Consider the following 17,919-nt stretch of genomic DNA (forward strand, 5'->3'; position numbering starts at 1 on the left):
GGTGGTGTCGGCAGGGCTTCTCCGATCCTGACCGATCGGCTCGGGGGCTTTCCGTGCGTGGTCGGGTGCGGGTCCGGTGGGGCTTCTCGCGCAGTTCCCCGCGCCCCTAGAAGCCCAGCCCTTGCTTTTCAGGGGCGCGGAGAACTGCGCGAGCAACCCCCACCCACCCGCACGCGAAACGCCACACCTAGGCCGGGCGGAGCCACACCGTGGCCAGGGGTGGCAGCGTCACCCGGACACTTCCCGAACGCCCGTGCCACGCCACCGGCTCACGCGCGACGGGCCCCGGGTCGTGCACGCCCCCGCCCCCGTACATCACGGCGTCCGTGTTCAGCACCTCGACCCATGCGGGGACCTCCTCGGGGACGCCGAGCCGGTACTCCTCCCGGACGACCGGGCTGAAGTTGGACACCGCCAGGAGAGGCACTCCCTGCGCGTCGAGCCGCAGGAACGCGAAGACGTTGTCGTCGGCGGCGTCCCCGCACACCCACTGGAAACCGGCGGGATCGGTGTCCCGCTGCCAGAGCGAGGGCGTCCGCCGGTACACGGCGTTGAGGTCACGGACCAGGTCGCGCACCTCCCGGTGGTCCGCCTCGGCGCCGTACCCCGGGTCGAGCAGCCACCACTCCGGGCCCTGCGCCTCCGACCACTCGGCCCCCTGCGCGAACTCCTGCCCCATGAAAAGGAGTTGCTTGCCGGGGTGCGCCCACATGAAGCCCAGGTACGCCCGGTGGTTCGCCCTCCGCTGCCACCAGTCGCCCGGCATCTTCGACACCAGCGCCCGCTTCCCGTGGACGACCTCGTCGTGGGAGATGGGCAGGACGTAGTTCTCGCTGTACGCGTACACCATCGAGAAGGTCATCTCGTCGTGGTGGTACGTGCGGTGCACCGGCTCGTGCTCGATGTAGCCGAGCGAGTCGTGCATCCAGCCCATGTTCCACTTCAGCCCGAAGCCGAGGCCGCCGCCGTCGGTCGGGCGGGTGACGCCGTCCCAGGCCGTGGACTCCTCCGCGATGGTCACCACGCCCGGCGCACGCCGGTACACCGTCGCGTTCATCTCCTGGAGGAAGGCGACCGCGTCCAGATCCTCGCGCCCGCCGAACACGTTGGGCGTCCACTGGCCGGAGTCCCGCGAGTAGTCGAGGTAGAGCATCGACGCCACCGCGTCCACCCGCAGCCCGTCGACATGGAACTCCTCGCACCAGTACACCGCGTTCGCCACGAGGAAGTTGCGCACCTCGGTACGGCCGAAGTCGAACTCGTACGTGCCCCAGTCGGGATGCTCGGCCCGCCGGCTGTCCCCGGGTTCGTACAGCGGTTCCCCGTCGAACCGGCCGAGCGCCCAGTCGTCCTTGGGGAAGTGCGCGGGAACCCAGTCCAGGATCACCCCGACACCGGCCCGGTGCAGGGCGTCGACCAGGTACTTGAAGTCGTCCGGGGAGCCGAGCCGCGCGGTCGGGGCGTAGAAGCCGGTGACCTGATACCCCCAGGACCCGCTGAACGGGTGCTGGGCGACCGGCATCAGCTCGACATGGGTGAAGCCGAGGTCACGGACGTACTCCGGCAGCACATCGGCGAGTTGACGGTACGTCAGCCCCGGTCGCCAGGACGGCAGATGGACCTCGTAGACGGAGAACGGCGCCTCGTGCACCGGAGTGTCCCCGCGCCGCGCCATCCAGTCCGCGTCGCCCCACGCGTAGTGCGAGGCGGTGACGACGGACGCCGTGGCGGGCGGCACCTCCGCCCGCCGGGCCATCGGGTCGGCCTTGAGCAGACGGTGGCCGTGGCGGGAGGTGATCTCGAACTTGTAGAGGGCGCCCTCGCCCACCCCCGGCAGGAACAGCTCCCAGACCCCGGACGCCCCGAGGGACCTCATCGGGAACGCCGTCCCGTCCCAACAGGCGAAGTCACCGGCCACCCGGACACCCCGGGCGTTCGGGGCCCACACGGTGAACCGGGTGCCGGTCACGCCCTGGTGCGTCATCGGTTCGGCGCCGAGCGCCTTCCACAGCTGCTCGTGCCGCCCCTCACGGATCAGATGCAGATCCAGCTCGCCCAGCGCGGGCAGGAAGCGGTACGGGTCGTGCACCTCGTGGTCGGTGTCCTCGTACGAGACGAGCAGCGTGTACTCCGGGACGGCCTCGCGCGGCAGCAGGACGGAGAAGAGACCGTCGCCCTCCGAGGCGAGGTAGGTGCGCTCACCGTCGATCACGACGCTCACGGCATGGGCGTACGGCCGCAGCGCCCGCACGGCGATCCCGCCCGCCACCGGATGGGCGCCGAGCAGGGCGTGCGGGTCGTGGTGGGCGCCGGAGAGCAGCCGCGCACGGTCGTCGGGGGCCAGGGGAGGGGCCGGCACGGTCAGCCGGGGCCCGCGCGGGGGCGGGCCCGCCGCCTCGGGGGGAGTGGTGTCGCGCAGGGCCACGGTCTCAGTCTCCTCTCACGGCGAGACGCTCGATCGCCGCCATCGGTACGGGAAGCCAGTCGGGGCGGTGCCGGGCCTCGTAGAGCACTTCGTACACGGCCCGGTCCGTCTCGTAGGCGCGCAGCAGGCCGTGCTTCTTGCGCGGGTCCCAGCCGGCGTGGGCGGCGTAACCGGCGCAGTACGCCTCCCGGCAGCGGCGTGCCCACTCCGGGCGCCAGGGGCGGCGCTGCCGGGCCGCGTAGTCGAAGGAACGGAGCATCCCGGCGATGTCCCGCACCGGAGACTGGGTGCCGCACCGCTCCGCCAGCGGACGGGACGGCTCGCCCTCGAAGTCGATGACGAACCACTCCCGGCCGGCCCGCAGCACCTGCCCCAGATGCAGATCGCCGTGTACCCGCTGCGCGGGCGGCCCCATGTCGCACGAGAGCAGGGCACGGAAGGCGGTGCGCAGACCGGGGACGAACGGCCGCAGGGCGGGTACGGAACGGGCGGCGGCGTCCAGCCGCTCGGTCATCGCGGCGGCCGTGCGGTCGTTCTCGTCATGGGCGCCCGAGGGGAAGGCGGAGGCCAGCGCCAGATGGACCTCCGCCGTGGCCCGGCCCAGCTCCCGGGCCTGCGCCGTGAAGTCCTGACCGGCGGCGAGCGCGCCGAGCGCCAGCGTCCAGCCGTCCGACGCGTCGGGCAGGAACGGCTGCAGCACACCGAGGGTCGCCGGGAACGGATCGGTCGTCCGGAACCAGGCCACGGGCGCCGGCACCCGGCCGCACCCCTGCCCGGCCAGCGCGCCCGGCACCTCCAGGTCGGGGTTGACCCCCGGCTGGATCCGCCGGAAGACCTTCAGGATGAACGCGTCCCCGTACACCAGCGAGGAGTTGGACTGCTCGGCGTCCAGCAGCCGGGGCGCGAGCCCGTCCGGCACCCGCACGTCCGGGTCCGCCTCGAAGCACAACGGGCCCGCCGTGCCGGGGTGCCTGAGCCGTTCGAGCAGCAGCCGGGCCGAGCGGGGGTCGTACAGCGCGTCGTACACGCTGAGACCCGCGAGCGGGCCCTTCTGCGCCTGGCCGATGAGCGCCCGGCCCAGACGCGGGGCCTGGTGCTCCCGCACACCGAGCAGCAACTGGTAGCAGTCACCCGCGGCGGTGCCGCCCGGCGCCGGCACCCCGCCGTGTCCGGTGTGACCCGGCTGGCCGGTGTGCACGAGCAGGTGCAGACAGCCCGGATACAGCTCGGTCATCGACAGCAGGGCGAGGTCCGTGACCGGCCGGTCCTTGCCGGCGAACCAGCGCTGCCGGGGCAGCCAGTCGCGCAGCAGCCCGGCCAGCGAGGTCATGAGGTCGGCGGCGGCCTCGCCGGCGCCCGGCCCGCCGCTGCCCGGCCGGAGCAGTGCGGTTGCGGTCTTCGACATGGTGACGCGTCCTTTCGCCGGGCCGCGCCTCAACGCCCTGGGGCGGCGGCGCGGGTGAGGACTCGGGAGAGCCGGAACCAGTAGAAGCCGTGGCCCGCGAGGGTGAGGAGGTAGGGGAGTTCGCCGATGGCGGGGAAGCGGACTCCGCCGATGAGTTCGACGGGGTGGCGTCCCTCGTAGGTGCGCAGGTCGAGTTCGGTGGGCTGGGCGAAGCGGGAGAAGTTGTTCACGCACAGCACCAGGTCGTCCCCGTGTTCACGCAGGTAGGCCAGCACGGACGGGTTGGAGGAGGGCAGTTCGGTGTAGGTGCCCAGGCCGAACGCCGGGTTCTGTTTGCGGATCTCGATCATGCGGCGGGTCCAGTGCAGCAGCGACGACGGCGAGGACATGGACGCTTCGACGTTGGTGACCTGGTAGCCGTAGACCGGGTCCATGATCGTCGGCAGTGACAGTCGTCCCGGATCACAGGAGGAGAAGCCGGCGTTGCGGTCGGGGGTCCATTGCATGGGGGTGCGGACGGCGTCGCGGTCGCCGAGCCAGATGTTGTCGCCCATGCCGATCTCGTCGCCGTAGTAGAGGATCGGGCTGCCGGGCAGGGACAGCAGGAGGGCGGTGAAGAGTTCGATCTGGTTGCGGTCGTTGTCCAGGAGGGGGGCGAGGCGGCGGCGGATGCCGATGTTGGCGCGCATGCGGGGGTCTTTGGCGTATTCCGCGTACATGTAGTCGCGTTCTTCGTCGGTGACCATTTCGAGGGTGAGCTCGTCGTGGTTCCGCAGGAAGATGCCCCACTGGCAGCTGGACGGGATGGCGGGGGTTTTGGCGAGGATTTCGGAGACGGGGTAGCGGGATTCCCGTCGTACGGCCATGAAGATGCGGGGCATGACGGGGAAGTGGAACGCCATGTGGCATTCGTCGCCGCCGCTGGCGAAGTCGCCGAAGTAGTCGACGACGTCCTCGGGCCACTGGTTCGCCTCCGCGAGGATGACCGTGTCGGGGTAGTGTGCGTCGATCTCCTTCCGTACCCGTTTGAGGAAGTCGTGGGTTGCGGGAAGGTTTTCGCAGTTGGTGCCCTCCTGCTGGTACAGGTACGGCACCGCGTCCAGCCGGAATCCGTCGATGCCGAGGTCCAGCCAGAACCTCAGCGCCGAGATCATCTCCTCCTGCACGGCCGGGTTCTCGTAGTTGAGGTCGGGCTGGTGGGAGAAGAAGCGGTGCCAGAAGTACTGTTTGCGGACGGGGTCGAAGGTCCAGTTGGAGGCTTCGGTGTCGACGAAGATGATGCGGGCGTCGGGGAACTGTTTGTCGTCGTCGGCCCAGACGTAGTAGTCGCCGTAGGGTCCGTCGGGGTTGTTCCGTGATTCCTGGAACCAGGGGTGCTGGTCGCTGGTGTGGTTCATGACGAAGTCGATGATGACGCGCATGCCGCGTTGGTGGGCGGCGTCGACGAATTCGACGAAGTCGGCGAGGTCGCCGAATTCGGGGAGGACGGCGGTGTAGTCGGAGACGTCGTAGCCGCCGTCGCGGAGGGGCGACTTGAAGAACGGTGGGAGCCAGATGCAGTCGATGCCGAGCCACTGCAGGTAGTCGAGTTTGGCGGTGAGGCCCTTGAGGTCGCCGACTCCGTCGCCGTTGCTGTCCTGGAAGGAGCGGACGAGCACCTCGTAGAAGACGGCGCGTTTGAACCAGTCCGGGTCCCGGTCCTTCTGCGGCGTGTCCTCGAAGGTGTCCGGAATGGGGTTGTTCGTCGTCATGGTGTGGCTGACCCTCCGGTCCGCGCCGAGGCGGACGTGCTGTCGACGGGCAGGTGGACATGGAGGACGTGCGCGGGTGCCCGACCGGGTTCCAGCCGCACGTAGTTCGTCCTTCCCCATCGGTAGCTCTCCCCGGTCAGCTCGTCGCGCACGGGCACGTCGTCGCCGGCGCCGAGGCCGAGTTGCGGCATGTCCAGCGTGACCGTGGCCTCCTGGGCGCGGTGGGGGTCGAGGTTGACGACCACCACGACCGCGTCCGGGCCGGAGCGCTTGCTGTAGGCGATCACCGCGTCGTTGTCCGTGTGGTGGAAGCGCAGGTTCCTGAGCCCTTGCAGTGCGGGGTGGCGCCGTCTGATGTCGTTGAGCGCGGTGATCAGCGGTGCGATGGTGCGGCCCTCGCGTGTGGCTGTGTCCCAGTCGCGGGGGCGGAGCTGGTATTTCTCGGAGTCGAGGTATTCCTCGCTGCCGGGTTTGAGGGGGGTGTTCTCGCACAGTTCGTAGCCGGAGTAGATGCCCCAGGTGGGGGAGAGGGTGGCGGCGAGGACGGCGCGGAGTTCGAAGGCGGGGCGGCCGCCTTCCTGGAGGAAGGCGTGGAGGATGTCGGGGGTGTTGACGAAGAAGTTGGGCCGCATGTAGGCGGCGGCCTCACCGGCGAGTTCGGTGGCGTACTCGGTGAGTTCGGCCTTGGTGGTGCGCCAGGTGAAGTAGGTGTAGGACTGCTGGAAGCCGGTGGCGGCCAGGGTGTGCATCATCGCGGGGCGGGTGAAGGCCTCGGCGAGGAAGATGACGTCGGGGTCGGTGGCGTTGATGTCGGCGATGACCTGTTCCCAGAACACGACCGGTTTGGTGTGGGGGTTGTCGACCCGGAAGATCCGCACGCCGTGGTCCATCCAGTGCCGCAGGACCCGGGTGGTCTCGGTGATGAGGCCGGGCAGATCGGCGTCGAAGGCGATGGGGTAGATGTCCTGGTACTTCTTGGGCGGGTTCTCGGCGTAGGCGATGGTGCCGTCGGGGCGGTGGTGGAACCACTCGGGGTGTTTGGAGACCCACGGGTGGTCGGGGGAGCACTGCAGGGCGAAGTCGAGGGCGATCTCCATGCCCAGGCCGCGGGCCTCGGTGATGAAGTGGTCGAAGTCGTCGAGGGTGCCGAGGTCGGGGTGGATGCTGTCGTGGCCGCCCTCGGGGGAGCCGATGGCCCAGGGCACGCCGACGTCGTCGGGGGTGGGGGAGAGGGTGTTGTTGCGGCCCTTGCGGAAGGTCGTCCCGATGGGGTGGATGGGGGGCAGGTAGACGACGTCGAAGCCCATCGCGGCGATGGCCGGCAGCCGGCGGGCGGCTGTGCGGAACGTTCCGTGGGGCTGGGCGGGAGTGCCCTCGGACCGGGGGAAGAACTCGTACCAGGACCCGAACAGGGCGCGTTCGCGCTCCACCAGCAGCGGCAACGGCTCGGAGGAGGTGACCAGCTCCCGCAGGGGATGCCGGGCCAGGACCTCGTCCACCTCCGGCGCCAACGCCGCCGCCAGCCGCTCGGCGACCGGAAGGGTGTCGTCGCGGAGTGTCCGTACGGCTGTCAGCAGCACCGCGTGCAGGTCGGCCTCCGGCACCCCGGCGGCGGCGCGCGCGTAGAGTTCGGCGCCCTCCTCCAGCACGAGTTCGGTGTCGATGCCGGCCGGGATCTTGATACGGGCGGTGTGACGCCAGGTGGCGACCGGGTCGCTCCACGCCTCGACGCGGTACGTCCACCGGCCGACGGCGGTCGGGGTGACGCAGGCGCCCCAGCGGTCGGTGCCGGGGGCCAGCTCGCGCATCGTCGTCCACGGGGCCGGGCGGCCCTCCGGATCCTTGAGCACCACATTGGCGGCGACCACACCGTGTCCCTCCCGGAAGAGCGTCGCGGTGACCTCGAAGGTCTCGCCGACGACTGCCTTCGCGGGACGCCTGCCGCACTCGACGAGCGGGCGGACGTCCCTGACGGGGACGCGGCCGACGGCCGGGGCCGGGATCGGGCTCATGGGTCTCACCTCCGCCGTGCTCGGGGATCGGCGCTGGGCCGAACGGGTGTGGAACGGGTCCTACCGCCCTGACGCGAAACGCTGCCCGGACGGCGGACCGTGTCGAACGGAACGGGTCTTGCCGGTCTGGTCCTTACGGGTCCTGCCGTTCTGCGGCGGCTGGGGCCGGCCGCTCTGCTCCTGGAGATAGGCGGGCAGGCTCGTCTGCAGATAGCGCTCGGCGGCCGTCACGGCCTCGCGGGCACACCGCTTGCCCATCAGGACGCACAGCGTGTAGCCCGAGTCCTCGAAACTGTCCCGGGCGGCACGGTCGGTCGGGGACGCGAGCATCGCGCGTTCCCAGGTGCGGTAGCGCCGCAGATGTCTCGCCACCTCGTTCTTGGCGGGCAGCAACATGCGCTGGTCCCTCCCGGCACTCTCGACGGAGCACGCTTCCCTGGGGAGGTCGTGCACGGAGGGGCACCGGCGCCTCACGGAGCCGATGCCTGCACTCATGGTGCACAGGTGGCCACCCGGCGTCTTGTTGGCACTTCAACTACCTCGGTGGTCGCTCGTGTTGCACGAATGGCGTAGCACTCCCACTCTGGAGCTGACTCAGAAGTGATCGGTGCTCACGCTTCGTGCTCATGGGGCGGGAGCTTCGCCGGTGAGGAGCCAACGACGATGAAGACCGCAGTGCCTCGCTACTACCACCTCGACGTGGAGGTCGGTCCGGAACGGGTCGGCCAGGTCCGGCGCATCCTGGCCGCCCACCTCCGGTTCTGGGACCTGGAGACCCTGTCGGGGGCCGTCTGCCACAACACCGAACTGCTGCTGCGCGCGATCGACGAACACGCGACGGACAAGAACACCTCGATCGAGATGTGGTGGAACGGCCAGCACCTCATCGCGGCGGTCGGCGCGAACGACCGCGAGATGCGCCCGGACCGCGAACTGCGCCCCTGCCTGACCCGGATCGCCGCGCTCAGCGACGGCTGGGGCTGCTGCTCGACGGCCACCGGCAGCACGGTCATCTGGTTCACCCAGCGGGCACCGGTCGACCAGAGTGTTCCGCTGGTGCCCACCGTGCCCGAGCCGGCCCTGCGCGAAGTCCTCCAGGTGCCCCGCGAGACGCAGGTCGCCCTGCTCGCCGGGGCGCCCGGCGACGAGCCGGACGCCTGCGAGGCCGCGCGGTGACGCTGCGAGCGGACCGGACAGGGGTGCCCGTGTGGAGCGGGCACCCCTGTCCGCTGGGTGCGTCCTACGACGGCACCGGCACCAACTTCGCGCTGTTCAGCGAGGTCGCCGAGCGCGTCGACCTGGTCCTCGTGGACGACGACGGTGTCCACCGCACCGTCCGGCTCACCGAGGCCGACGGGTTCGTCTGGCACGGCCACCTCCCCGGGATCGGGCCCGGACAGCGCTACGGCTACCGCGTGCACGGCCCCTGGGACCCCGCCGCCGGCCATCGCTGCGACCCGGCCAAGCTGCTGCTGGACCCATACACCCGGGCCGTGGACGGGGAGACGGACAACCACCCCTCCCTGTACGAGCCCGGCGCCGACAGCGCCGGGCACACCATGCTCGGCGTCGTCACCGACCCGTACTTCGACTGGGGGGACGACCGTCCGCCCCGGCGGGCCTACGCCGACACCGTCATCTACGAGGCGCACGTCCGCGGCCTCACCCGCACCCACCCCGACGTGCCTCCCGAACTGCGCGGCACCTACGCGGGACTGGCCCACCCCGCCGTCGTCGAGCACCTCACCTCGCTGGGGGTGACCGCGATCGAGCTGATGCCCGTGCACCAGTTCGTCCAGGACGGCGTCCTGCGGGACCGCGGTCTCACCAACTACTGGGGCTACAACACCATCGGGTTCTTCGCGCCGCACAACGCCTACGCCGCCCACGGCACCCGGGGCCAGCAGGTCAGCGAGTTCAAGTCGATGGTCAAGGCCCTGCACGCGGCCGGCCTCGAAGTGATCCTCGACGTCGTCTACAACCACACCGCCGAGGGCAACGAGAAGGGCCCCACCCTCTCCTTCCGCGGCCTCGACAACTCCTCCTACTACCGCCTCGTGGACGGCGACTGGGGCCACTACTACGACACCACCGGCACCGGCAACAGCCTGCTGATGCGGCACCCGTACGTACTGCAGCTGATCATGGACTCACTGCGGTACTGGGTCACCGAGATGCACGTCGACGGCTTCCGCTTCGACCTCGCGGCCACCCTGGCCCGGCAGTTCCACGAGGTCGACCGGCTCTCTGCCTTCTTCGACCTGATCCAGCAGGACCCCGTGATCAGCCGCGTCAAGCTCATCGCCGAGCCGTGGGACGTGGGCGAGGGCGGCTACCAGGTCGGCAACTTCCCGCCGCTGTGGTCGGAGTGGAACGGCAAGTACCGGGACGCCGTACGGGACTTCTGGCGCGGACGTCCGCACACGCTCGGCGAGTTCGCCTCCCGCCTGACCGGCTCCGCCGACCTGTACGAGCACAGCCGCCGCCGCCCGCGCGCCAGCGTCAACTTCGTCACCGCGCACGACGGATTCACCCTGCGCGACCTCGTCTCGTACGACGACAAGCACAACGAGGCCAACGGCGAGGGCGGCCGGGACGGCGAGAGCGTCAACCGCTCCTGGAACTGCGGGGTCGAAGGCCCCACCGACGACCCCCGCGTCCGCGCGCTGCGCGCCCGTCAGCAGCGCAACCTCATGGCCACACTGCTGCTCTCCCAGGGCATCCCGATGATCGGCCACGGCGACGAGTCGGGCCGCACCCAGCTCGGCAACAACAACGCCTACTGCCAGGACAACGAGATCTCCTGGCTCGACTGGCGGCCCGACCCCGAACGCGAAGCGCTCCTCGCGTTCACCCGCGACCTCATCGCCCTGCGCGCCGCGCACCCCGTGCTGCGCCGCCGCCGCTTCTTCCGCGGCGACACCCCGACCCGCGCGGACCAGCCCCTGCCCGACCTGGTGTGGCTGCTGCCGGACGCGACCGAGATGACCGACGCCGACTGGGACCGCTCCGACGCGCACGCCGTGGCCGTCTTCCTCAACGGCGACGCCATCGCCGAACCCGACCCCCACGGCGGCCGGGTCGTCGACGACTCCTTCCTGCTGCTGCTCAACAGCCACTGGGAGCCGAGACGGTTCCGGCTGCCGGGCCCCGTGTACGGCGAGCGGTGGGCGAGCCTGCTCGACACGGCCGCGGAGCCGGACGGCGTCCCCGACGAGACGGAGCACAAGGCGGGCGCGGAGATCACCGTCGACGCCCGCAGCCTGGTCCTGCTGTCACGGCCCTGCCGGGACACCTGACCCGCGCCGGGGCCCGGTGACGGTCAGCGCCTGGTGCGCGACGTGATCGTGAACTGGGCCCCGTCCGGGTCGCGCAGCACCGCCTCGTCCGCGTCGTGCGCCAGGATCGTGCCGCCGTGGTGCTCGGCGGCCTCGACGCAGGCCGCCACGTCGGAGACGGAGAAGTGCACCTGCCAGTGCGGGCGGATCGTGGGGTCCGGCGCGGCCTCCAGCGCGCCGGAGGTGATCCGGGCGACGGCCTCGCCCTCGCTGCGCAGCACCACCTCGTTGCCCTCGTAGTGGACCTCGCAGCAGCCGGGCTTCTCGGTGGCCCACTCCAGGACCTCGCCGTAGAAGATCGCGGCGTCGAAGGCGTCGCGGGTGTGCAGCCGGATGAACGCCGGGGATGCCTTGCGCCAGGTCTCCCAGTCGGTGAACAGGGCGCCCTCCCAGATCCCGAAGGAGGCGCCGTGCCGGTCGGCCAGCAGGGCCGCCCGGCCGGGCGGGAAGGAGAGGGGGCCGACGGCGACCGTGCCGCCGCGCTCCCGGGCCCGGGACGCCGCCGCGTCCGCGTCGGACACCGCGAAGTAGGGGGTCCAGGCCACCGCCATCTGCCACAGGGACGCCACCCCGGCGATCCCGGCGACCGGCACCCCGCCCGCCAGCGCGATCCGGAAGTGGTCGCCCAGCTTGGCCGTGCGCCATCGCCAGCCCAGTACGGCGGCGTAGAAGTCCTCCGTGGCCGGCAGGTCCCGGCTGGTGAGGGTCACCCAGCAGGGGGCCCCGAAGACGGAATGGCTGGAGACGACGTGCTCCGCGCCCCCGAAATTGCTGTCGCTGTTCATGGCAGTCGCGTCCTGGTCTCGTCCGCCGGCACACCCCGGCCGCACTCCAGTGTCCAACCGGATCCGGGGCCGGTGCGCGTCGAGTACCCCCGTGCAGGCGTTCCGATCCCGGTGGGCGGCCGATCTTCGGACGGCCGTTCGGGTGATGACCAGGGGCCCGGGCCCTTACCGGGCGCCGCCGCGCCGTGAGCATGCGCACGGCAGCGGCTCAAGGGAACATTCTGACCATGGCCGACACAACGGAACGTTCCGGGCCCGGGCCGGCCGCCGCCGGCTCCGCCGCGCCCCACCAGACCCTCGCTCTCGCGGCGATGATGTTCGCCGTGTCGATGACCTTCATCGACCAGACCATCGTCGCCATCGCCGCCCCCAGCATCGTCGACGAACTCGGTCTCTCCTCGTCGGGCATGCAGTGGGTGGTCAACGCCTATCTGCTCGCCCTGGCCGCGTGCTTCGCGCTCGGCGGCCGGCTCGCCGACATCCTCGGGCACCGTCGGATGGCGGTCGTCGGCACCCTGCTCTTCGTCGTCTCCTCCGTGCTCTGCGGCTGCGTCCCCGACGACAGCTTCGCGCTGGGCTGGCTCATCGCCTTCCGGGCCACCCAGGGCCTGGGCGCCGCCCTGATGTTCCCCGCCGCGCTCGCCGTGGTCGTCGCCGTCTTCCCGGTCGACCGACGGGGCCGGGCGCTCGCCCTCTTCTTCGGACTCTCCGGCGCGCTCACCGCGCTCGGCCCGCTGCTCGGCGGCTGGCTCACCGGCTGGACCTGGCGGGCGATCTTCTGGGTCAACGTGCCCGTCGCGATCGTCGCGCTCGTCCTGACCGCGCTCGCCCGCATCCCGCACCAGGCCCGCCGGGAACGCCTCGACGTACCCGGCGCCGTGCTCGTCGCCGTCGGCATGGGCCTGAGCGTGCTCGGCCTGCAGCAGGCGTCCGCCTGGGGCTGGAGCAGCTTCGCCACCTGGGCCTGCATCATCGGCGGACTCGCGGTCCTGGTGCTGTTCTGCGCCTACGAACTGCGCGTCGATGAACCGCTCGTCAAGCTGCACGTCTTCCGTGACAAGGCGTTCAGCGTCGACGCGGCCGTCCTGTTCTTCGCGATGCTCGCCTTCGTGCCGCTGTTCTTCTTCGCCTCGGTGTACGCACAGGTCTCACTCAGCGCCTCGCCCAACCAGGCCGCGCTGTTCCTGCTGTACTTCTTCATCGGCTTCGCCATCGCCTCCCAGTGGGGCGGCCGGATCCTCGACAAGCGCGGCGCCCGGCCCGCGCTGAAACTGGGCACGGCCCTCGGCGCGGTCGGCTTCGCCCTGTGGGCGAACAAACTGACGGACCTCTCGATGCACGACCAGTGGCCCTACGTCGCCCTCGCCGGCGCCGGCATCGGCTTCCTGCTCGCGCCCGCCTCGACCGACGCGGTGAACCGGTCCCTCAACGCCTCCTACGGAGAGGTCACCGGGATCACCCAGACCGTCCGCAACTACGCGGCGGCCGTCGGTCTCGCGGTGTACGGCACGATCCTCACGCACCTCACCACCGACAACGTCGTGGAGACGCTGACCTCGAAGGGGGTGCCGGACGACACCGCGCGGGACGTGGCCCGGAACGTCTCCGAGTCGGTCACCGGCAACGCGGACAGTCAGGCGCCGAGCGGCGACGGCCCGTTCGGCACGCTGGTGCGGGACTCGGCGGACGCCATCCGCATGGACTTCGCCGAGGCCAACCAGTGGGTGTTCTACGGGATGGCCATCGCGCTCGGCATCGGCTTCCTGTGCGCGCTGCGGCATCCGGGGACCCGGGTCACCGAGGAGACACCGGCACCGGACCGGCAGCCCGTGCACCACTGAGCCCGGAACCCGGACGGCCGTGCGGCCCGGCCCCGCTCCCCGGGCCGCAGCGGCGTCCTACGTCGACTCCCGCCGCACCAGTTCCGTCGGGAGGATCACCGCCGCCGGGTCCTCGCCGCCGATCTGGGCCAGCAGCACCCGCACCATCTCGTTGCTGATGCGGTCGTAGGGCTGGCGGATGGTGGTGAGGGCCGGGACCGCCTCCGTCGCGGCCGCCGAGTCGTCGAAACCGCCCACGGCCACGTCCTCGGGGACCCGGCGGCCCGCCCGGCGCAGCGCCGCCAGGGCGCCCTGCGCCATCAGGTCGGAGGCCACGAACACGGCGTCCATGTCGGGGGCCCGCTCCAGCAGCCGGTCGGTGCCCGCCTCGCCGCTGGCCCGGCTGTAGTCACCGGAGACGATGAGCCGCTCGTCGATCCCGATGCCGGCCTCCCCGAGGACCTCCTTGTAGCCGGCGAGACGGTCGACACCGCCGGGGGTGTCCAGCGGCCCGGTCACGACACCGACGCGGCGGCGGCCCAGCGACAGCAGGTGGCGCACCATGTCCCGGGCGCCGTCCCGGTCGTCGGCGGCCACGTAGCTCACCTTGGAGCCGGGCGCCATCGGCTTGCCGCACTGGACCAGGGGGATGCCCGCCTCGCGCAGTTCCCGGGCGACCGGGTTGCCGGAGTGGCTGGACACCAGCAGCACCCCGTCGACGTGGCCGGCGGTGATGTAGCGCGTGATCCGGCGCCGCTCGTCCTCCGTGCCGGCCACCATCAGCAGCAGCGGGATGTCGTGCGCGGCCAGCGCCTGCGTGCAACCGCGCAGCAGCACGTTGAAGTTGGGGTCCTCGAACAGCTTCTCCTGCGGTTCCGTCAGCAGGAAGCCGATCGAGTCGGAGCGGCCCGTGATCAGCGAGCGGGCGTGCCGGTTCACGACATAACCCGTCTTCCGGATGGCGGCGTTGACCGCCTCGGCCGCTGCCGGGCTGACGTAGTGACCACCGTTGAGCACACGCGAGACCGTCCCCCGGGAGACTCCCGCCTCGCGCGCCACATCGTGAATGGTCGGAGCCCTGCGCCTGCCCCCGGTGTTGCTCATGGTCATGACTTTACGGCTCCCGAGAGCAGATCGAGGCTCCAGAAGCGCTGGACGACCAGGAAGAGCGCGATCAGCGGGATCACCGCGAGCAGGGCGCCCGTGATCACCAGGGTGTAGAGCGCCGGGGTGTTCGCGCCCTGTTCGAGGAGGGTGAACAGGCCCAGCGTGATCGGGAACTTCTCGTCGTCGCTGAGCATGATGTACGGCAGCAGGAAGTTGTTCCAGACCGCCACGAACTGGAACAGGAAGACCGTCACCAGGCCCGGCACCATCATCGGCAGCGCGACCCGGGTGAAGATCCGCCACTCGCCCGCCCCGTCCATCCGGCCCGCCTCGACCACGTCGGAGGGGACGGCCGCGGCGGCGTAGATCCGGGACAGGTACACGCCGTACGGGGAGAGGACCAGCGGCAGCAGCACCGACCAGTAGCTGTCCGCCAGGTCCGCCTTCGCCATCAGCAGGTACTGCGGGATCGCCAGGATCACCGGCGGCATCAGCACGCCCGCCATCAGGACGTTGAAGACGGCCTCGCGGCCCCGGAAGCGGTAGATCGCCAGCGCGTACCCGCTGATCGCGGAGACGGCCGTCGACAGCAGGGCGCCGGCACCGGCGTAGAGGGCGGAGTTGCCCATCCACTGCCAGTAGATGCCGTCGCGGTAGGCGTTCAGGTCGGACAGGTTGCCGCTGAAGCCGGTACCCGGCAGGAAGGTGAACGTGGAGAACAGTTCGCTGCCCGACTTGGTGGCCGCGATCAGCACCCAGGCGACGGGCAGCAGACAGTAGACGGCACCCAGCAGCAGGGTGAGCGTCGGGACGAGCGCGATCCGGCGGCGCAGCGGTGGCCTCCGGGCGGCGCCGGGGGTCGTGCCGGCCGCCGGGGCGGCCTTGCGGACGGCAAGAGAACTCATCGTGCTGCCTCCTGCTTGCTACGGGAGTTCGCGGCCCTCAGGAACCCGAAGGAGAGGACCAGGGTGGCCACGGCGATGATCACCGCACCGGCCGCGGCCGCGTAGATGTCACCCTCGCCGAACGCGTCCCGGTGCACCTTCATCAGCGGACTCCACGTCGTGGACACGGAGTTGGTGAGCGGCTTGAGGGTGGTGGGCTCGCTGAACACCTGAAGCGTGGCGATGATCGAGAAGAAGAAGGTCAGCACCAGCGAGGGCGCCACCATCGGGATCTTGATCCGCAGGGCGATCTGCAGCGGGGTGGCACCGTCGAGCCTGGCCGCCTCGTACACCTCGACGGGGATCGCCTGGAGCGAGGTGTAGATGACGATCATGTTGAAGCCGGTGCCGCCCCAGATCGCGATGTTCGACAGCGCCGCGTACAGCCCGCCGCCGTCCAGCAGGTCCGGCTGGGGGAGTCCCAGTCTCTCCAGCACGAAGTAGAAGGGGCTGACGTCCGGGAGGTAGAGGAAGCCCCAGAGCAGGGCGGCCACCACGCCCGGGACGGCGTACGGCAGGAAGATCGCCAGCCGGGTGAAGGGGGCGAGGCGGACCTTGTCGCTGTCCAGCATCAGGGCGAGGACCAGGGCCAGACCGAGCATGACCGGGACCACGATCGCCCCGTAGCCGAGGACGCGCAGCGCGCCGTCCAGCAGCTCGGAGTCGGTCAGCGCGTCCGTGTAGTTCTCGATGCCCGCCCACACCTCGCTGCGCGCGCCCGAGCCGAGACCCAGCCCCTTGACCTGCACCTTGTGCAGGCTGAGCCAGAGCGCGTAGCCGATGGGGAGCGCGAAGAACAGGGCGAACAGGATCGTCGCGGGGAGGAGGAAAAAGTAGGGGGCGCTTCGCGCTCGTTTGAGGGTGGTGGTGGGTGACGGGTGGGCGTACGGGGCCCCCTTGACCCCGTACGGCCTGCGGCGTGCGGTCGTCACGGAGCGACCTCGAAGCCCTGCTTCTTCATGTCGGCGACCGTGTCGTCCTGCATCGTCTTCAGGGCGGCCCCGAAGTCCGACCTGTTCTTCGCGGCGGCGCCGAACGCGTCCTTGAAGGTGGTGTACGCGACGTTCACGTTCGGGCCCCACGCGGAGGGCGCGGTCGTCTTCGCGATCCCGGAGGCGACGGTGTAGAAGTCGGTCTGGTTGTCGAAGAAGGCCGGCGGCTGGGCGAACGCGTCACTGGTCTGGGCGGTGGTGGCGGCCGGGTAGATGCCGCCCTCCTTCGCCAGCGCGGTCAGCGCGTCGGGGTCCGTGTTCAGCCAGGTGGCGAACTTCGCGGCGGCACCCTTGTTCTTCGAGTCCGTGGTGACGGCCGTCGAGGAGCCGCCCCAGCTGCCGGTGGTGTTCTCGGACGACGACCACTGCGGCAGCGGCGCCACCTTCCACTTGCCCTTCGTGTCGGGCGCGGCGGTGGTCAGGGTGCCCGGCGCCCACACGGCGCTGACCCAGGCGATCTGCTTGCCGGTGTTGAGGGCCTTGTTCCAGGCCGGGGTGTACATCGGCTGGTTGTCGATGGCGCCCTCCTTCACGAGGCCGCCCCAGAAGTCGGCGACCCGCTTTGTCGCCGCGTCGTCGATGCCGACCTTCCACTTCTGGCCCTCGGTGGTCCACCACTTGGCGCCCGCCTGCTGGGCGAGGCCGGCGAAGAGGCCGGAGTCGTTCGCCGAGAAGGTGGTGAGGTCGACGTCCTCGTCCTCCTTCTTCAGCTTCCGCGCGGTCTCGGCGAACTCGTCCCAGGTCGTGGGCACTTCGAGGCCGTACTTCTTGAAGAGGTCCTCGCGGTAGTAGAACATCATCGGCCCGATGTCCTGCGGGATCGCGTACACGGCGTCCGAGCCCAGTGTGGTCTGCTGCCAGACGCCGTCGGCGAACTTGCCCTTCGCCGCGCCGGACTCCTCGGCTATGTCGGCGACCGCGTCGTTGCTGACCAGCGTCGGCAGCGCCTGGTACTCGGCCTGCACCAGGTCGGGGCCCTTGCCCGCCTTGTGCGCGGTGAGGATCTTGGTGACCAGGGTGTCGCCGGAGGCCTGCTTCTTCACCGTGACGGTGATCTGCTGCTTCTTGCCGGGACCCTTGTTCCACAGGTCGACGACCTTGTCCATGCCCGGCGTCCAGGTCCAGTACGTCAGCTCGGCGGGACCCGCCTGGGCCTCGCCGTCGTCGCCGGACCCGCCGCAGGCGGCGAGGGTGGTGGCGCCGAGCGCGACGGCGACGGCGGTGGCCACAAAGCGCCCGTGCTTCGTGATGTCGGACATGGATCGTTCTCCCCTGACCTGGGCCCTCGTCTGCTGCGAGGACCGTGCCATGCTTCTGTGAGCGTTCACAGTAGAGAAACA

Annotated in this window: 13 protein-coding genes; 3 read left to right on the top strand and 10 right to left on the bottom strand. The window is 70.7% G+C overall.

All coding sequences use genetic code 11. The annotated features are described in order from the left end of the window. Window positions 1-187: 187 nt before the first annotated feature. From glgB to PYR72_RS42640, 5 genes are read right to left on the bottom strand one after another with little or no spacing between them, the layout of a single operon-like run. The gene (gene glgB, locus PYR72_RS42620) at window positions 188-2,425 is read right to left on the bottom strand and encodes a 1,4-alpha-glucan branching enzyme (RefSeq protein ID WP_275460259.1); all 2,238 of its coding nucleotides are present in this window, start codon (window positions 2,423-2,425) and stop codon (window positions 188-190) included. 4 nt (window positions 2,426-2,429) lie between these two features. Continuing rightward, a complete protein-coding gene (locus tag PYR72_RS42625; RefSeq protein WP_275460260.1) occupies window positions 2,430-3,830 on the bottom strand; it encodes a maltokinase in 1,401 nt (466 codons plus the stop codon). A 29-nt stretch (window positions 3,831-3,859) separates the two neighbouring features. Further along, complete coding sequence (treS, locus tag PYR72_RS42630) at window positions 3,860-5,581, bottom strand: maltose alpha-D-glucosyltransferase (protein WP_275460261.1); 1,722 nt, start codon at window positions 5,579-5,581, stop codon at window positions 3,860-3,862. Beyond that, window positions 5,578-7,593 (bottom strand): maltotransferase domain-containing protein, encoded by a 2,016-nt coding sequence (locus PYR72_RS42635; RefSeq protein ID WP_275460262.1) that lies wholly within the window; start codon window positions 7,591-7,593, stop codon window positions 5,578-5,580. Before PYR72_RS42635 ends, treS begins: the two co-directional genes overlap by 4 nt. A gap of 60 nt (window positions 7,594-7,653) precedes the next feature. Continuing rightward, complete coding sequence (locus tag PYR72_RS42640; RefSeq protein ID WP_275460263.1) at window positions 7,654-7,989, bottom strand: DUF5133 domain-containing protein; 336 nt, start codon at window positions 7,987-7,989, stop codon at window positions 7,654-7,656. 267 nt (window positions 7,990-8,256) lie between these two features. Between PYR72_RS42640 and PYR72_RS42645 the strand changes: the two genes are divergently transcribed. Continuing rightward, window positions 8,257-8,769: a pep a2 gene (locus tag PYR72_RS42645; RefSeq protein ID WP_275460264.1), complete on the top strand. Its 513-nt coding sequence runs from the start codon at window positions 8,257-8,259 to the stop codon at window positions 8,767-8,769. 23 nt (window positions 8,770-8,792) lie between these two features. Then, window positions 8,793-10,892, top strand: a complete 2,100-nt coding sequence (gene glgX / locus PYR72_RS42650; protein ID WP_275460671.1) for a glycogen debranching protein GlgX — start codon at window positions 8,793-8,795, stop codon at window positions 10,890-10,892. Between the two features lie 23 nt (window positions 10,893-10,915). Here glgX and PYR72_RS42655 read toward each other — a convergent pair whose 3' ends face one another. Then, window positions 10,916-11,716 carry a VOC family protein gene (locus PYR72_RS42655; RefSeq protein ID WP_275460265.1) on the bottom strand — a complete coding sequence of 267 codons (801 nt, stop codon included), beginning with the start codon at window positions 11,714-11,716 and terminating at the stop codon, window positions 10,916-10,918. A gap of 227 nt (window positions 11,717-11,943) precedes the next feature. Between PYR72_RS42655 and PYR72_RS42660 the strand changes: the two genes are divergently transcribed. Further along, a complete protein-coding gene (locus PYR72_RS42660) occupies window positions 11,944-13,557 on the top strand; it encodes an MFS transporter (RefSeq protein ID WP_275460266.1) in 1,614 nt (537 codons plus the stop codon). A gap of 57 nt (window positions 13,558-13,614) precedes the next feature. Here PYR72_RS42660 and PYR72_RS42665 read toward each other — a convergent pair whose 3' ends face one another. Genes PYR72_RS42665 through PYR72_RS42680 form a run of 4 tightly spaced genes read right to left on the bottom strand, consistent with a single transcriptional unit; the run spans window position 13,615 to window position 17,838 of the window. Then, entirely contained in the window at window positions 13,615-14,646 is a 1,032-nt protein-coding gene (locus tag PYR72_RS42665) for a LacI family DNA-binding transcriptional regulator (RefSeq protein WP_059084919.1), read from the bottom strand. Then, entirely contained in the window at window positions 14,643-15,548 is a 906-nt protein-coding gene (locus PYR72_RS42670) for a carbohydrate ABC transporter permease (protein WP_275460267.1), read from the bottom strand. Before PYR72_RS42670 ends, PYR72_RS42665 begins: the two co-directional genes overlap by 4 nt. Next, window positions 15,545-16,519, bottom strand: a complete 975-nt coding sequence (locus tag PYR72_RS42675) for a sugar ABC transporter permease (protein ID WP_275460268.1) — start codon at window positions 16,517-16,519, stop codon at window positions 15,545-15,547. The genes PYR72_RS42670 and PYR72_RS42675 overlap by 4 nt, the downstream gene beginning before the upstream one ends. Then, complete coding sequence (locus PYR72_RS42680) at window positions 16,516-17,838, bottom strand: extracellular solute-binding protein (RefSeq protein WP_275460269.1); 1,323 nt, start codon at window positions 17,836-17,838, stop codon at window positions 16,516-16,518. The genes PYR72_RS42675 and PYR72_RS42680 overlap by 4 nt, the downstream gene beginning before the upstream one ends. Window positions 17,839-17,919 lie beyond the last annotated feature (81 nt).

The organism is Streptomyces sp. VNUA24 (assembly GCF_029167005.1).
In the GTDB taxonomy this organism is placed as follows: Bacteria; Actinomycetota; Actinomycetes; order Streptomycetales; family Streptomycetaceae; genus Streptomyces; species Streptomyces scabiei.

Bases quoted from the DNA above. Each gene is read 5' to 3' on its own strand.
- PYR72_RS42665 (WP_059084919.1), bottom strand. From the start codon at position 14,646: ATGACCATGAGCAACACCGGGGGCAGGCGCAGGGCTCCGACCATTCAC.
- PYR72_RS42670 (WP_275460267.1), bottom strand. From the start codon at position 15,548: ATGAGTTCTCTTGCCGTCCGCAAGGCCGCCCCGGCGGCCGGCACGACC.
- PYR72_RS42680 (WP_275460269.1), bottom strand. From the start codon at position 17,838: ATGTCCGACATCACGAAGCACGGGCGCTTTGTGGCCACCGCCGTCGCC.
- PYR72_RS42655 (WP_275460265.1), bottom strand. From the start codon at position 11,716: ATGAACAGCGACAGCAATTTCGGGGGCGCGGAGCACGTCGTCTCCAGC.
- PYR72_RS42635 (WP_275460262.1), bottom strand. From the start codon at position 7,593: ATGAGCCCGATCCCGGCCCCGGCCGTCGGCCGCGTCCCCGTCAGGGAC.
- treS (WP_275460261.1), bottom strand. From the start codon at position 5,581: ATGACGACGAACAACCCCATTCCGGACACCTTCGAGGACACGCCGCAG.
- PYR72_RS42645 (WP_275460264.1), top strand. From the start codon at position 8,257: ATGAAGACCGCAGTGCCTCGCTACTACCACCTCGACGTGGAGGTCGGT.
- PYR72_RS42640 (WP_275460263.1), bottom strand. From the start codon at position 7,989: ATGTTGCTGCCCGCCAAGAACGAGGTGGCGAGACATCTGCGGCGCTAC.
- PYR72_RS42660 (WP_275460266.1), top strand. From the start codon at position 11,944: ATGGCCGACACAACGGAACGTTCCGGGCCCGGGCCGGCCGCCGCCGGC.
- PYR72_RS42625 (WP_275460260.1), bottom strand. From the start codon at position 3,830: ATGTCGAAGACCGCAACCGCACTGCTCCGGCCGGGCAGCGGCGGGCCG.